Below are 13,775 nucleotides of genomic sequence, written 5' to 3'. Positions count from 1 at the left end.
TATCTCGCATTTGTGATGTGACCTATTGTTAGGAATGCGAGTTAACTACGACACTAGGTAAAAATTAGAAATCGAAGATGCAGAAATGGCTTTTTTGTTTGAACTCGGTTCAATTCTTTACCAAATCAATAAAAAGTGTTAGATTGATCACGTTTTGTTATTGTGGTTTGCTCGAAAGATGAACGAAACACAACACTATAATTCAATCAAGGAAACACCCTTGCAGGCTTATACACAGACTTTAATCCAACGATTAGACCGCTTGAACCAGCAACGCATTGAGCGTGCGCTGGCGCTAATGGATCTGCAAGGTCAGCGTGTATTTAACCTTATCCCGCTTCTTTTTCATTTTGACCACCCTATTATTCCAGGTTATTCAGGCGGTGAAGCGCCACACGGCATTCTCTCTTTTGAAGCCTCGGATAGTCAACGTCAATACATTGAAGACACTGAAAAGACAGTTAATCACTCATTAAAAACCTCTAATGCGCCTGCTATTTTGGGTTTGTATACCATGGGCAGCACATCTTCTATTGGCCAGAGCACGTCGAGTGATTTAGATATATGGGTGTGTATTTCACCCAATATGACAGCCGAGCATAGAGCAACCCTGACGAATAAGTGTTTAAGTATTACCGATTGGGCTAAAACTCAGGGTATTGAAGCTAACTTCTTTTTGATGGATGAAACACGGTTTAAGCATAACCACTCTGAAGAGATGACCGGTGACAACTGTGGCTCCTCTCAACATTTACTTCTTCTTGATGAATTTTATCGTTCAGCTGTTCGTCTCGCGGGGCAGCGATTGTTGTGGCAAATCGTTCCTCCTGAAATGGAAGAGTGCTACGACGATTATGTAAAACAGCTTTGTGCTCGCGGTGGTATTGACTGCAGTGAGTGGATCAACTTTGGCAAACTTAATCGCATTCCGGCAGAAGAGTATTTTGGCTCAAACTTGTGGCAGTTATATAAAAGTATTGATTCTCCCTATAAGTCGGTACTTAAAGCGATATTGCTTGAAGCATATTCATGGGAATACCCAAATACGCAATTATTAAGTCTCGATACTAAGCGACGTTTCTTTGCTGATGAGCCCGATTTGTATGGGATGGATGCTTATTATTTGATGCTTGAGAAAGTGACGCGCTACCTAGAGCGAATCGGCGATGAATCGCGGTTGGATCTGGTACGACGTTGCTTTTATTTAAAAACACATGAAAAGCTCTCTAGAGAAGCTGGTGTCGGTTCTGTAGCGTGGCGTCGTGAAGCTCTCGCTGACATGACGAAGCATTGGAATTGGGGTTCGGACGTGATTACTGAACTCGATGATCGTCGCCATTGGAAAGTAGAGCAGATCAAGGTTGTGCATCATGCCTTGCTTGATGCTCTAATGCTCAGCTATCGAAACCTGATTCAGTTCGCTCGAAAAAATGACATTACCTCAGCCATTAGCCCTCAAGATATTAGTATCTTGGCTCGTAAGCTCTACGCCGCATTCGAAGTGCTTCCAGGTAAGGTGACATTACTTAATCCGCAGATTTCTCCTGATTTACATGAACCGGATTTAACCTTCATTGAAGTTCAAAACAGTCATTCCAATTTACCCGGTTGGTATTTGTATAAGCAGCCATTAATACCGCATCGTATTATAGGTCAGCCAAACCTCGAGCATCATGAATACCTCAGTAAGTTAGTGGCATGGGCATTCTTTAATGGAATGATTACCGAATCGACCCGTTTGCACTCGGTTGTTCGTAAAGCTCAGTTAGACATTGATAAGTTCTATCAGATGGTGAGTGATCTGCGCAATACCTTCTCTTTGCGTAAACGTCGCCCAACGATGCAAGCGTTGGCAAGCCCATGTGAAATTAGCCAGTTGGCTATGTTTATCAATTTTGAAAGTGATCCCACGGCGGACATCAACACCAAGACTATGCGTGTTGATATGAAAGATATTGATATTTTCAGCTTTGATAAAGAGCAGAAGAGCTTAATTGGCAGCGTGGATTTGGTTTATCGTAATTCATGGCATGAAGTACGAACTCTGCATTTTCAGGGCGAAACGGCGATTTTAGATGCACTGAAAACCGTGTTAGGAAAAATGCATCAAGATGCGATACCACCGGAATCTGTCGATGTTTTCTGTTACGCCAAAAATTTTCGTGGTGTGATTCGAAATACCGTATACCAATTGCTTGCTGAGTGTATCGATTTACGTTTGAAGCCGATTGAAAAAGAAAAACGCCGCCGATTCAAAGCGATGCGTATTGGGCAGCAGATGTATGGATTGTTTTTTGAGAGACGAGGTGTCTCCGTTCAGAAATTAGAGAATTCTATCGATTTCTATCGGAGTATTTCCACCAATAAGCTCAATGGCTCTCCACTATTGATGATCGACAAAGAGCAAGATTGTGAGCTGCCCGTTGTCATTGATGGCTTTGCGAGTGAAGGCTTAGTGCAATTTTTCTTTGAAGATACCGATCAGGGCTTCAATATTTATGTGTTAGACGAAAATAACTTGAGCGAAGTTTACCATCAGTTTAGTGGTGAAAAAGATGACATGATTACAAGCGTCAATACTTTTTATACTTCCGCTAAAGATGAAACCTTAGCGTCCTGTGACGCCATTAATTTCAATTTGCCTCAGTACTATCAAATCGTGCATCCAGAGGAAGGGGATTGTTATGTTGTCCCTTATAGAAATGATAATACGGCTTATTCCAAGCCATCGAGAGTAGCTAATGCATAAATAAAAAGAGTACATTACGTACTCTTTTTATTGCTTTAAAGCCTGAGAATTGTCTCTAAGGCCAATCGATGCTTTCATTCGCGTGCTTTTCACATTCCTGTTTTACCATAGTGAAAAGTTCCATTCCGGTCTTTGAGCAAATCCATTGTTGATCGATAAACTTGAAGTGAAACCCCCCTGATTTCGATGCTAACCATATTTCATGCATCGGTTCTTGGCGGTTTATGATGATTTGACTTCTATCATCAAACTCTAAGGTCAGCACATTTCCAGACGCTTCAAAATCAATATCTGCACCTGATTCATCAATCGCATCTTCAATGCTCTGTATTTGTAAATCGACCTGTTGATGAAATTCCATATCGTTCATCGTTGTTATCCTATTGCTTTTCTAGACTGTGGTGCGATTATAGGGGGCATTGAATCAATAATCACGAGATGCAAAATGAAAAAATCGATTGTAGCACTTTTTATGCTCTCTATTTTTACCATTGCAGGGTGTGGGCAAACTGGCGGACTGTACATGCCAGAAGAAGCGCCACAAAATGAACAAGCTCAATAAAATAAAACAAACACAATAAATAAGAAAGATCAGTCTAATTTAGAAAGGAAAACACTTTGGATTATTTCAACTACCAGGATGATGGCCAGTTATGGGCTGAAGATACAGCGCTAACGAGCTTAGTTGAGCAATATGGCTCGCCTTTATATGTTTACTCACGAGCAACGCTTGAACGCCATTGGAACGCATTTGATAAATCTGTTGGTGATCACCCGCATCTTGTCTGTTATGCCGTAAAAGCAAACTCCAACCTAGGCGTGTTGAACGCATTGGCTCGTATTGGTTCAGGGTTTGATATTGTTTCGGCGGGTGAACTTGAACGCGTTATCGCTGCTGGTGGCGATCCAAAGAAAGTAGTTTTTTCGGGTGTTGGTAAAACTGAAGCGGAAATGAAGCGTGCATTAGAGCTTGAGATCAAGTGTTTTAATGTTGAATCGGAGTCAGAGCTAGAGCGTTTAAATAAAGTGGCTCAGTCGCTTGGAGTGATTGCTCCGATTTCGTTACGTATTAATCCCGATGTGGATGCCAATACTCACCCTTATATTTCTACAGGTTTGCGCGACAACAAATTTGGCATCGCGTTTGATAGAGCGCCTGCGGTGTACAAATTTGCTCAAAGTCTTGAGAACCTCAATATCCAAGGCATTGATTGCCACATTGGGTCGCAATTGACGGATCTTGAACCTTTCATCGATGCAACGGATCGATTACTCACGTTAATTGATCAATTGAAAGCCGATGGCATCGATATTGTCCACCTTGATGTGGGTGGTGGTTTAGGTGTTGTGTACCGAGATGAACAACCGCCACAGCCGACGGATTACGCGAAAGCGCTTCTGTCTCGTTTAGGCAATCATCCTGATCTCGAGCTGATTTTTGAACCAGGCCGAGCCATCGCTGCGAACGCTGGTGTGTTATTGACCAAAGTTGAGTTTGTGAAACATACCGAGCATAAGAATTTCGCCATTATTGATGCAGCAATGAACGACTTAATGCGCCCTGCGCTTTACCAAGCATGGCAAGATATTGTGCCAGTGGTTCCAAGACAAGGTGAAGCGAAGACGTATGATATTGTCGGCCCGATTTGTGAAACGGGCGACTTTTTAGGTAAAGACCGTAGCTTGGTGCTTGCTGAAGGCGATTTACTGGCGATTCGTTCCGCGGGAGCCTATGGATTTGTTATGTCATCAAACTACAACACACGTGCTCGTGTTGCAGAAGTCATGGTTGACGGTGATAAAACGCACTTAGTTCGTCAGCGTGAAGAGCTGTCTAGTCTTTGGGCTTTAGAGAACATCTTACCGGAGTAACAGTAGTACTATGCATTTCCATTTTTCTAAAATGCACGGATTGGGTAATGACTTTATGGTTGTTGATTGCATTACCCAAAATATTTTCTTCTCGCCAGATTTGATTCGTCGCTTGGCGAATCGACATACTGGTGTTGGTTTTGACCAGTTGTTGGTGGTTGAAGCCCCTTATGATCCGGAAACTGATTTCCATTACCGTATTTTTAACGCGGATGGCAGTGAAGTTGAGCAGTGCGGAAACGGTGCTCGCTGCTTCGCTAGATTTGTGCGGATGAAAGGTCTCACTAATAAATTTACGGTGAATGTGAGTACCAAGAAAGGCAAGATGACACTGGCGATTGAAGAGGATGATCAGGTCACGGCAAATATGGGTGAACCTGTATTTGAACCGAGCAAAATTCCTTTTAAAGCCAAGCAAACCGAGAAGACATACATCTTACGTACGGATGAAGATACTCTCTTCTGTGGCGCTGTTAGCATGGGTAATCCTCATGTGGTTACTGTCGTCGATGACCTCGACACGACCGATGTCGACAGGTTAGGGCCATTGTTGGAATCCCACGAGCGCTTTCCTGAGCGAGTTAATGCAGGCTTTATGCAAGTCATTAGCCGTGATGAAGTTCGATTACGTGTCTATGAGCGCGGAGCTGGTGAAACCCAAGCATGTGGCAGTGGTGCTTGCGGAGCGGTTGCGGTAGGGATTGTTCAGGGGTTGCTCGATAGCTCAGTCACGGTCCATTTACCTGGTGGCTCTTTGTATATTGAGTGGCAAGGCCCAGGCCATCCTCTGTATATGACAGGCCCAGCGACCCATGTTTTTGATGGTCAGCTTTCTTGTTAATTCAGTTTTGTTGGCTCACTTTTGTTAACGCCTTCTTACTCATTAACTAAGCATTACTTAGCTCATAACAGCTAATTAAGGAATGATTTTGTCTCATATAGAAGCGGATACGTTAACCGCTGAAGTGGTTGCCGAGTATCTCAAAGACAACCCCGATTTCTTTTTGCAACGTAAAGCATTGGTTGATCGCCTTTCATTGCCTCATCAAGAACAAGGGGCGGTGTCTCTGGTTCATGTGCAGCTCAATAGGCAGCGCCAACGCATTGAAGAGCTTGAAGAAGAAATCACCACGCTGATGTCACTAGCGGCTAAAAATGACCATACGTTCCATGAGTTTATGGATCTTCAAGAGCAAGTGCTGAAATGCCAAGATCTGAATAGCGTTTTTGCTGCGATTGAAACGAAAGCCAAGGCACTGTCTTTAAAAGCGTATGTTCGATTGACTGATGCCCAAGCGGCCAAGTACATGACGAGCCAAGAAAAAATCCAACGTTTTTCTTTGAATCACCTCAACGGTAAGCCCGCTTATTTAGGACGTTTACGTAAGGTTGATCGGCTAGAGTTGTTAGGGGAACATTCGCGCGCTCCTGAGCTGGGTTCTTATGTCGTGCTTCCGTTAGGAAAAGACAAAACCCTTGGCGTTCTGGTTTTCTCTAGCGATGATGGTGGGCATTTTCAGCCTCATATGGATACCTTGTTTTTGCGCCACCTAGGCTTGGTAGTCTCACATTTAATCAGCACTCTTCCTTGGCAAGTGATCGATAATGAACGAGCCTACAGCAACACTTCCTCATAGTTTACAACGGCCCTTAGAACGCTTTTATGAATATCTTAGAAGCGAGAAAGGGCTAAGCCTGCATACTCAACGAAACTATAAACAGCAGTTAGAAACCATGGCGATGCAGCTGAGCGCGATGAATCTTACTGAGTGGCGCGATGTCGATGCCGCTTGGGTAAGGCAGCTTGCTAGTAAAGGCATGAGAGATGGAATGAAAGCGAGCAGTTTAGCGACTCGTCTTTCGTGCTTAAGAAGCTTTTTCGATTTTCTCATTCTTCGCGGTGAGCTCAGTGCCAATCCTGCGAAAGGGGTATCCGCACCTCGTAAGCAACGACCTTTACCCAAAAATCTTGATGTTGATGAAGTCGGGCAGTTGCTTGACGTCGACAGTGGCGATGATCCGCTTTCAGTTCGCGATCGTGCCATGATGGAGTTGATGTACGGTGCAGGGCTTCGCTTAGCGGAGTTAGTCAGCATTAACATCAAAGATATTCGTGCCAGTGCGGGTGAAATTCGAGTTATCGGTAAGGGAGACAAAGAGCGTAAAGTCCCCTTTTCTGGTGAAGCTAAGATATGGGTTGCTCAATGGCTTAAATACCGTTCAAGCATGGCAAATAACGATGAAAAAGCGCTGTTTGTTTCCAAGACTGGCGTGCGAATTTCCCATCGTAATGTGCAAAAGCGCATGGCAGAGTGGGGGCAAAAACAAGGCATAGCGAGTCATATCAGCCCGCATAAATTACGCCACTCGTTTGCGACTCATGTTCTTGAATCCAGTAATAACTTGCGTGCAGTGCAGGAATTATTGGGCCATGAAAATATTTCGACGACCCAGATCTATACGCACTTAGATTTTCAGCATCTTGCACAGGCTTACGATCAAGCCCATCCAAGAGCCAAGAAAAAGGACAAAAAATAGATGCGCTTTTATCGCCGTATATTGCCTATTCAAGCCATGACGTTTGACCTTGACGATACCTTATATGATAACCGTCCGGTGATTTTGCGTGTTGAGAGAAAAATCACGCAATGGCTGCATCAGAATCATCCTATCAGTGCTCAGCGATCATTAGCGTGGTGGCAACAGGTTAAAAAGGATGTAATGATCAACGATCCGATGCTGAAACATGACGTGACACGTTGGCGTTTTACTCAAATCAGTCAGGGGCTCAAGTTACTTGGTTATAGCGACGAACAAGCGGATCTGGCAGCGACAGAGACCATTGACAAAGTATTGGAGCTGCGCAGTCAGTTTCAAGTTCCGGATGAAACCCATCGAGTTTTGACTCTGTTAAGTCAGCGTTACCCGCTGGTGGCGATCACCAATGGGAATGTTGATGTTCACAAGATTGCACTCGATCCGTATTTTTCTTTGGTATTGAAAGCGGGTCCAGATGGAAAGGCGAAACCGGCAGACGACCTGTTTGTTAAAGCCTCAGAATTTTTGAAGGTTGCCCCAAAGCACATTTTGCATGTGGGTGATCATCTGATTACAGATGTAGTCGGTGCCAAACATAGTGGTTTTCAGGCGTGTTGGTTTAATGATCAAGATACCGACTTAATGCGCCACCAGCGAAGCCGACTCCTGCCCGATGTTGAAATAAACCGACTGGATTCCTTACTCGACTTATAACCGATGGCTAACACGGGTTAGTCTTCGCTCTTATATTGATGACCGCATTTGTCAGCGTGATAAACCTTCATATAGTGCTGAAAAAAATCAGTGAGCTGAGAAGAGGCTTGATCAGCGCCTGCCAGTCGAAGCAGCTCTGCGCCGACTTCTAACGTACATAAATGCCCTTCGGCTTGATTACGCCTTAATTGATAATTCGAACGTGTACTGGGAGACAAATGTACGGTTTGGCATTGTGCAAGCCAAGGTGACTTGTTCGCCATCTTTTTCGCTTCTTGCCAAGTGCCATCCAAAATAATAAACAGTGGTGTTTTGTTGTTATTCTCTTGATTCCAATGAGGCCTAGTCTGTGAAACGCAGCGGCTTGAGTCATTGGGAAATAAGAGCATCGGCTCGATACCCGGTTGGTTCATTAATTCAAGCAACGACTCGCTGGGCGTGTTACGCCGCCAAGTGTGCTGAGTACACTTGGTTAAGCTTGCCAATAACCACTGACCGCTGTTGGTCTCTCGCTTGAGTTCATTCTCGTGCATCAACAACGCAATATGGATGGGCGATTCAATCGTTGGAATCAAATCACAGACACAGTGCAGCGACAAGTGACAATGTGTACATGCGCATGGTTGGCATGCGGATACTTTGTTATTCATCGATATCATGGTTTGTTAGGCGACTCATCTATTGGCCCATGCTATCGACAGAAAACAGCGTTAATCCGCCATTGGCAATAGGGTAGAGGACATCGCCGACTCTCTCTTGAGTCGCAGTCAACTGATTTCCTTCTCGGGTAAATATACGCTCAGAGCGGAGAAATTGGCGTTGATGATGAGTCATGACTACCTGGACTTGATTGTCGTTAAGTTGCTGCCAATAGCCTTTCTCAACAATCGCTGGCTCACCGTTATTATAATCGTATTGGGTGATTGCCGTATGATCAGGGAATAACTCTACTTGAACATTGAAACCACTATTATCCGTCGATTTAGCGTTATAAATACCGCTCCAACCTGCTGTTGCGTCTTGGTTAGAAAGTGTGGCGCAACCCTTGTATGTCTCATTCGCTAGGGTTACCTGGGCTTGCCAACCAAATAAGCTATCACTCATACCATCGCTGCAGTTCTTGGCTTCTAACTGGAGTTCTCCGTCTTCTAATATGTAGTGACGTTGGTCACTTGAGATTTGACTGTTTGTGATCGTCAGCGCCAGAGCGTCAAAACCCATACGTTGGAAGATAAGCTCGCTGCCTTGAAATCTGGCTGACCAATTGGGTTCAGTGCCATACATACCCGTTGCTTTTGTTGGCAGGTGACATCGATTGGGATTTTCAGCGGTTAACAGATTGATTTGATCCACAATAAAGCGCGCTTCAAAATCAGAATCAAAGCCATGATGGCTTGGCGTCACAAGATGGCCTATCACTTCTCCATAGAGAGGCTGGTAGGGCGTTTTAACTAAATGTTGTGCAGGTGAGAGTGGCAAAGAATCGAGCGCCAACCAGAACTGTTTATTACTTCCACACGGGGTAATACTGCTTACCTCATGGCCGATGACGACTTCTCCACGAAGCACAAACGTTTGGGGTTGAACGGTTTCAGGTTTATCGAGGCTTGCTTTGATTGGTTTAACAGCGGTTGTTGAGGCGGTGTGGGTGGAACAAGCTTGCAGTGCAGCCAGTGTTGCCAGTAAAGCAGAACGTTTTAATACCTTCATACGAGAGTCACTTTTAACGAAGTCAATGAATGCATTATGGCATAGTGGCGACGAAAATTAGAAACAAGATAAAAGGGCAAGTGGCTGCCCTTTCTTTGGTCTAGAGTGTTGATGTCTAGGGTCATGATGTCGGGGGTCATGATGTCGGGGGTATTGCAGAGTGCCTCAATGATTAAATGAGGTGTTCCTTCAAATAGTGAGCAACGGCATCGTCGGCATTACTACCAATCACCGGGTTGTTCGGAAGCGCTGCCATGACTTTGTGGTGAGACGTGCCCATGACCAAGCCAAGTCCAGCCATACTCAACATTTCCACATCGTTCATTCCATCACCAAATGCGATGCAGTTTTCGAGTTGCTGGCCAATAGAGTGGGCAACCGCTTTAATCGCTTCGCCTTTTGATACATCGGCTGCCATGACTTCTAGACACCAAGGAGTAGAGAAGGCGATATTCGTTCGTTCACCGAACAGCTCGTTGAGTTTATCTTCATACTGGACGAGATAATCATGATCGTGATTAGGGTGAGTAAAGAATATTTTAGCGACACCATCGACAGGGGCGTTATCGATATCAAACACTTTGTACGTGAAACCGGATTCGTCATGGAAGTTTTTCAGTACACTGTCTTCTTTGTTTAGCAGCCATTCATCGTTTTGATAAATATGAATCATGATATCAGGATCTTGTTTGATGACGTCGATCACCGGTTGAATCAAATCTTCTGGTACGTTTTGGCTGTACATCAGCTGGTCGTTCTGATCGTGAACGCGTGCTCCATTGGACGTAATCATATAAGCAGGAATGCCCACCTGTTCACGAATGCCTGCCACATCAACATGATGGCGGCCAGTAGCGAAAACAAACGTCAATCCTTTCTCGTGCAGCTCTTTTAGAGTACGTTTTGTGAAGTCGCTAAGTTTATGATTTGGAGCGAGTAACGTACCGTCAAGGTCGGAGGCAACAATATGAAAGTTAGAATGTTTATCGGCAGTAGTCATAATATCCTCATGAGGATGAAAGTGGGTCAATGGATCGTTTTATGCGCCCAGTTTACGCTAATAATGAGGAAAAAAAGAGGGTAAGTTAAGCTTTCTATTTTTCCTCATTTAGTGTGAGGTTAAGGGCTAAAGTATGTCATGGTTAAGACGCTTTGGTCTGCGCTAAGTGATATTTAATGTTGAGCAAAAAACTGGAGCGTGCAATCCAGAGCATTGTTTCGATAGTCATCTTTTTCAAACAGTAACTCGTGTCTTGATCCATACACTATTTTTAAGGCGCATTGAGCGTTGGTTTTCGCCAGTTTTTTAATAAAGCGAATCTGGTCTCTGTTGTCGACGATGACATCTTCACTGGCTTGCATGAGAAGAAGCGGCACCTCAATACGTCTCGTTTGCTGAACGCATTGCTTCGCCGCCATTAGACCTTGCCACACCCAACGGTGAGTTGGCCCGCCCAATTTAAGTTGTGGTTTGTCTTCATAGAGCTGTCGAAACCAGTCATAGCGAATAGAGCTTTGGGTCAGGGGGTTTATCTCAAAGGGTTTCGCGTAATACCCTTTTTGGTCCGGTGCGTAACGAGGTGACGTCGTCATCATGCTCATTAGTTGGGTCATTGGCAGTGCGATAGACCGATTTAACCGAGACATAGCAATGCCAAACATCGGTGCGCTGAGCGAAACAGCATCGAAAGGGTGGTTTGGATTGGTCTGTAAATATCGAGTGGCTACGGCTCCACCCATAGAGTGCGCAAGTAAGTAGCGTTTCTCATAATGCTCAAGAGAAAATGAAGTCACCAACTGAACCATATCGTTGATGTAATCATCAAATTCTTCAATATAACCCATCTCGGTGTCATCGATCAGGCGATCAGACATTCCTTGCCCACGATGATCGAACGAATAGATGTCATAGCCTTGGTGAAAGAGATCATGGAAAAGTTCCTGATACTTCCAGGCCGATTCAACGCGTCCGTTAACAATAACAATCGCTTTCGTGTGTTTTGGGTCGGTGACTTTACACCAATACAGTTTCTTTCTATCTTTGGTCGTCAAATAACCTTCGGTTCTCAACTGCCAAAGTTGGGAAATATTTGAACTGATGGCTTGCTCAAAACATGACTCTTGAGTATAAGATGAGTGAATGGAGCTCGATTGATTCATAATATCCTTGGTCAATATTCGAGTGATACTTAAGAGTAAATTATGTTGGGCTAAGCCCATTTAGTCGAGGGAAATTCTATGGATATGCATGTTTGGTTAGCCTACGTTGTGACCGCGATTGTATTTAGCCTCGCCCCTGGGTCTGGTACCGTCAACTCGATCAGTAATGGCCTCAATTATGGAACTAAAAAATCCCTCTCAGCGATCGCTGGATTACAGTTGGGGTTGGCGTTTCATATTGTGTTAGTGGGCGCTGGCATTGGTGCCCTAGTCGCTCAATCGGCGTTGGCCTTTAGTGTTATCAAGTGGGTAGGCGTGGTTTACCTTGTTTGGCTGGGTGTGCAAAAGTGGCGAGATCAATCCAGCTTAGAAGCGAGTGCGGATCACTCTGCCCTGTCGAGCTGGGTGCTGATGCGCAACGCGTTACTCATCAATTTAACCAACCCCAAGTCTATTGTGTTTTTGGTGGCGTTATTTCCTCAATTTATTAATCCTCATCAAGATCACCTAACTCAGCTGCTTATCTTAGGTGTGACTACGGTGGTCATTGATAGCCTTGTGATGTTGGGTTATACCTCATTGTCCGCTAAATTAGGTCGTTTCATTCGTTCCGAAAGCGTGATGGGAAAGGTGAATAGAGTTTTTGGTTCAATGTTTATGGGATGTGGCGCGCTACTCGCGAGCTCAAAAATATGATTAAATGCATTCAAATCATATGGATAGTTGTGCCATGAAAGATATTTACGTTGCTCGTCAGCCCATTTTAAACGCTAAGCGCCAGACATTAGGCTATGAACTTCTATTTCGAGACGGAGAAAATAATGCATTTCCTGCTCATATAGAATCTAATCGAGCAACGTACCGTCTTATTGTTGAAAATTTTTTGGCGATCGGTACGAACCCTTCGATTGACTCCTCTCGTTGCTTTATTAACTTTCCTTACCAAAGCTTAATTCGTCGATTACCCCTTATGTTGCCCAAAGATAAGGTGGTTATTGAGGTCCTTGAAACCTGTAGACCAACGGAAGAGTTGCTCACTGCGATCAAAGATCTCCACCAACAAGGGTATTTGATTGCGTTGGATGACTTTGTCTATCACAACGAATGGCGTTCATTTCTACCCTACGTTCAGATCGTGAAAATTGACATCATGGCGGTCGGGATGGCGAACGCCTGCATCATGCTGAAAGACCTCAAGGCGAGAAACAGTCGTCTACGATTTTTGGCCGAGAGAGTGGAAACTCGAGAAGAGTTTATGACAACGCGGTCGGCGGGGTTTACTCTGTTCCAAGGTTATTTCTTTAGTAAACCTGAGTTGGTCAAACAGCGTTACATTAGCCCTGATCAAGTGGTTGCCATGCAACTATTTCAAGAGGTGTGCAAGCAAGACGTCGATTTCGACAAGGTGGAGCGTATCATTGCCCAAGATGCCCAATTATCGTATAAGTTACTCAAGTTTGTTAACTCAATGTCGGATCGGTTAAGCGTACCAATTTCTTCTTTTCGTCAGGCGCTTTTGTATCTTGGCCAAGATAAGTTGAAGTCGTTTGTTTCGTTAACCGTGGCCTCGTTTATTTCGCGTAATAAGCCTCAAGAATTATCAAAGCTATCTCTGCAACGGGCTCAGTTCTGCCTGCTTATGTCACCCAACCCCATTTTTTCAACCCACCGTGACCAAGCTTTTCTCATCGGGCTATTTTCATTGTTGGATGCATTGCTGGATCTATCGTTAGGTGACTTGATGGAGCAACTCCCGCTGAGTGATTCTATTAAATCGATCTTACTTGAAAGAAGTGGACCATTTGGATCTTTACTTCAGTTAGAAGAGTGCTTTGAACGGGCGGACTGGCAAGGCCTGCAAAGCTTCTGCAATGCATTGGATCTTAATCTTCAAGAGGTTGTCTCTGCACTCTCTTCTGCACAAAAATGGAGTCAGCAAGTCAATCAGATCGCTTAGTACTTAGCGTCTTTATTGTTAACGTCTGCTTTGTTTTTTTCTATTTTTAATCGCTATCTCCTATCTCCTATCTCC

General features: G+C 44.3%; 14 protein-coding genes. 9 read left to right on the top strand and 5 right to left on the bottom strand.

All coding sequences use genetic code 11. From position 1 onward, the window contains the following. Positions 1-220: 220 nt before the first annotated feature. Positions 221-2,749 carry a class I adenylate cyclase gene (locus QF117_RS20595; RefSeq protein ID WP_282387971.1) on the top strand — a complete coding sequence of 843 codons (2,529 nt, stop codon included), beginning with the start codon at positions 221-223 and terminating at the stop codon, positions 2,747-2,749. A 55-nt stretch (positions 2,750-2,804) separates the two neighbouring features. On the opposite strand, the gene cyaY is transcribed toward QF117_RS20595, so the two are convergent. After that, complete coding sequence (cyaY, locus tag QF117_RS20590) at positions 2,805-3,119, bottom strand: iron donor protein CyaY (RefSeq protein WP_282387969.1); 315 nt, start codon at positions 3,117-3,119, stop codon at positions 2,805-2,807. Between cyaY and QF117_RS20585 the strand changes: the two genes are divergently transcribed. The 6 genes from QF117_RS20585 (at position 3,099) to yigB (ending at position 7,873) form a co-directional block, all read left to right on the top strand. Continuing rightward, entirely contained in the window at positions 3,099-3,311 is a 213-nt protein-coding gene (locus QF117_RS20585; protein WP_170746614.1) for a lipoprotein, read from the top strand. The two genes, cyaY and QF117_RS20585, sit on opposite strands and share 21 nt — an antisense overlap. A 56-nt stretch (positions 3,312-3,367) precedes the next feature. After that, positions 3,368-4,621, top strand: coding sequence for a diaminopimelate decarboxylase (lysA, locus tag QF117_RS20580; protein ID WP_282387963.1), 1,254 nt, complete (start codon positions 3,368-3,370; stop codon positions 4,619-4,621). Positions 4,622-4,631: 10 nt separating this feature from the next. Further along, a complete protein-coding gene (gene dapF, locus QF117_RS20575) occupies positions 4,632-5,462 on the top strand; it encodes a diaminopimelate epimerase (RefSeq protein ID WP_282387962.1) in 831 nt (276 codons plus the stop codon). Positions 5,463-5,550: 88 nt separating this feature from the next. Continuing rightward, positions 5,551-6,258 carry a DUF484 family protein gene (locus tag QF117_RS20570; protein WP_282387960.1) on the top strand — a complete coding sequence of 236 codons (708 nt, stop codon included), beginning with the start codon at positions 5,551-5,553 and terminating at the stop codon, positions 6,256-6,258. Beyond that, positions 6,227-7,159 (top strand): tyrosine recombinase XerC, encoded by a 933-nt coding sequence (gene xerC / locus QF117_RS20565; RefSeq protein WP_282387959.1) that lies wholly within the window; start codon positions 6,227-6,229, stop codon positions 7,157-7,159. The genes QF117_RS20570 and xerC overlap by 32 nt, the downstream gene beginning before the upstream one ends. After that, on the top strand, positions 7,160-7,873 hold the full coding sequence (gene yigB, locus QF117_RS20560; protein ID WP_282387958.1) for a 5-amino-6-(5-phospho-D-ribitylamino)uracil phosphatase YigB: 714 nt from the start codon (positions 7,160-7,162) through the stop codon (positions 7,871-7,873). A gap of 17 nt (positions 7,874-7,890) precedes the next feature. Here the strand turns inward: yigB and QF117_RS20555 are convergent, their stop codons facing one another. From QF117_RS20555 to QF117_RS20540, 4 genes are all read right to left on the bottom strand, one after another. Continuing rightward, positions 7,891-8,523, bottom strand: coding sequence for a DTW domain-containing protein (locus QF117_RS20555; RefSeq protein ID WP_282387957.1), 633 nt, complete (start codon positions 8,521-8,523; stop codon positions 7,891-7,893). 28 nt (positions 8,524-8,551) lie between these two features. After that, the gene (locus QF117_RS20550; protein ID WP_282387956.1) at positions 8,552-9,583 is read right to left on the bottom strand and encodes a hypothetical protein; all 1,032 of its coding nucleotides are present in this window, start codon (positions 9,581-9,583) and stop codon (positions 8,552-8,554) included. 172 nt (positions 9,584-9,755) lie between these two features. After that, complete coding sequence (locus QF117_RS20545) at positions 9,756-10,583, bottom strand: Cof-type HAD-IIB family hydrolase (protein ID WP_282387955.1); 828 nt, start codon at positions 10,581-10,583, stop codon at positions 9,756-9,758. 173 nt (positions 10,584-10,756) lie between these two features. Further along, positions 10,757-11,743 carry an alpha/beta fold hydrolase gene (locus tag QF117_RS20540; RefSeq protein ID WP_282387954.1) on the bottom strand — a complete coding sequence of 329 codons (987 nt, stop codon included), beginning with the start codon at positions 11,741-11,743 and terminating at the stop codon, positions 10,757-10,759. A 78-nt stretch (positions 11,744-11,821) separates the two neighbouring features. On the opposite strand from QF117_RS20540, the gene rhtB reads away from it, so the two are divergent. Continuing rightward, a complete protein-coding gene (gene rhtB, locus QF117_RS20535) occupies positions 11,822-12,439 on the top strand; it encodes a homoserine/homoserine lactone efflux protein (protein ID WP_282387953.1) in 618 nt (205 codons plus the stop codon). A gap of 34 nt (positions 12,440-12,473) precedes the next feature. Then, complete coding sequence (locus QF117_RS20530) at positions 12,474-13,700, top strand: EAL domain-containing protein (protein WP_282387952.1); 1,227 nt, start codon at positions 12,474-12,476, stop codon at positions 13,698-13,700. The last annotated feature ends 75 nt before the right edge of the window (positions 13,701-13,775 follow it).

Origin of the sequence: Vibrio sp. YMD68, from assembly GCF_029958905.1 — a bacterium.
Classification (GTDB): Bacteria; Pseudomonadota; Gammaproteobacteria; order Enterobacterales; family Vibrionaceae; genus Vibrio.
The sequence above is the reverse complement of the archived record's forward strand: the minus strand, read 5'-3'. Positions and strand labels throughout refer to the sequence as shown.

Coding starts and splice junctions, on each gene's coding strand:
- QF117_RS20555 (WP_282387957.1), bottom strand. CDS start 8,523: ATGAATAACAAAGTATCCGCATGCCAACCATGCGCATGTACACATTGT.
- yigB (WP_282387958.1), top strand. CDS start 7,160: ATGCGCTTTTATCGCCGTATATTGCCTATTCAAGCCATGACGTTTGAC.
- dapF (WP_282387962.1), top strand. CDS start 4,632: ATGCATTTCCATTTTTCTAAAATGCACGGATTGGGTAATGACTTTATG.
- QF117_RS20540 (WP_282387954.1), bottom strand. CDS start 11,743: ATGAATCAATCGAGCTCCATTCACTCATCTTATACTCAAGAGTCATGT.
- QF117_RS20545 (WP_282387955.1), bottom strand. CDS start 10,583: ATGACTACTGCCGATAAACATTCTAACTTTCATATTGTTGCCTCCGAC.
- xerC (WP_282387959.1), top strand. CDS start 6,227: ATGAACGAGCCTACAGCAACACTTCCTCATAGTTTACAACGGCCCTTA.
- cyaY (WP_282387969.1), bottom strand. CDS start 3,119: ATGAACGATATGGAATTTCATCAACAGGTCGATTTACAAATACAGAGC.
- QF117_RS20550 (WP_282387956.1), bottom strand. CDS start 9,583: ATGAAGGTATTAAAACGTTCTGCTTTACTGGCAACACTGGCTGCACTG.
- rhtB (WP_282387953.1), top strand. CDS start 11,822: ATGGATATGCATGTTTGGTTAGCCTACGTTGTGACCGCGATTGTATTT.
- QF117_RS20530 (WP_282387952.1), top strand. CDS start 12,474: ATGAAAGATATTTACGTTGCTCGTCAGCCCATTTTAAACGCTAAGCGC.
- QF117_RS20585 (WP_170746614.1), top strand. CDS start 3,099: ATGAAATTCCATATCGTTCATCGTTGTTATCCTATTGCTTTTCTAGAC.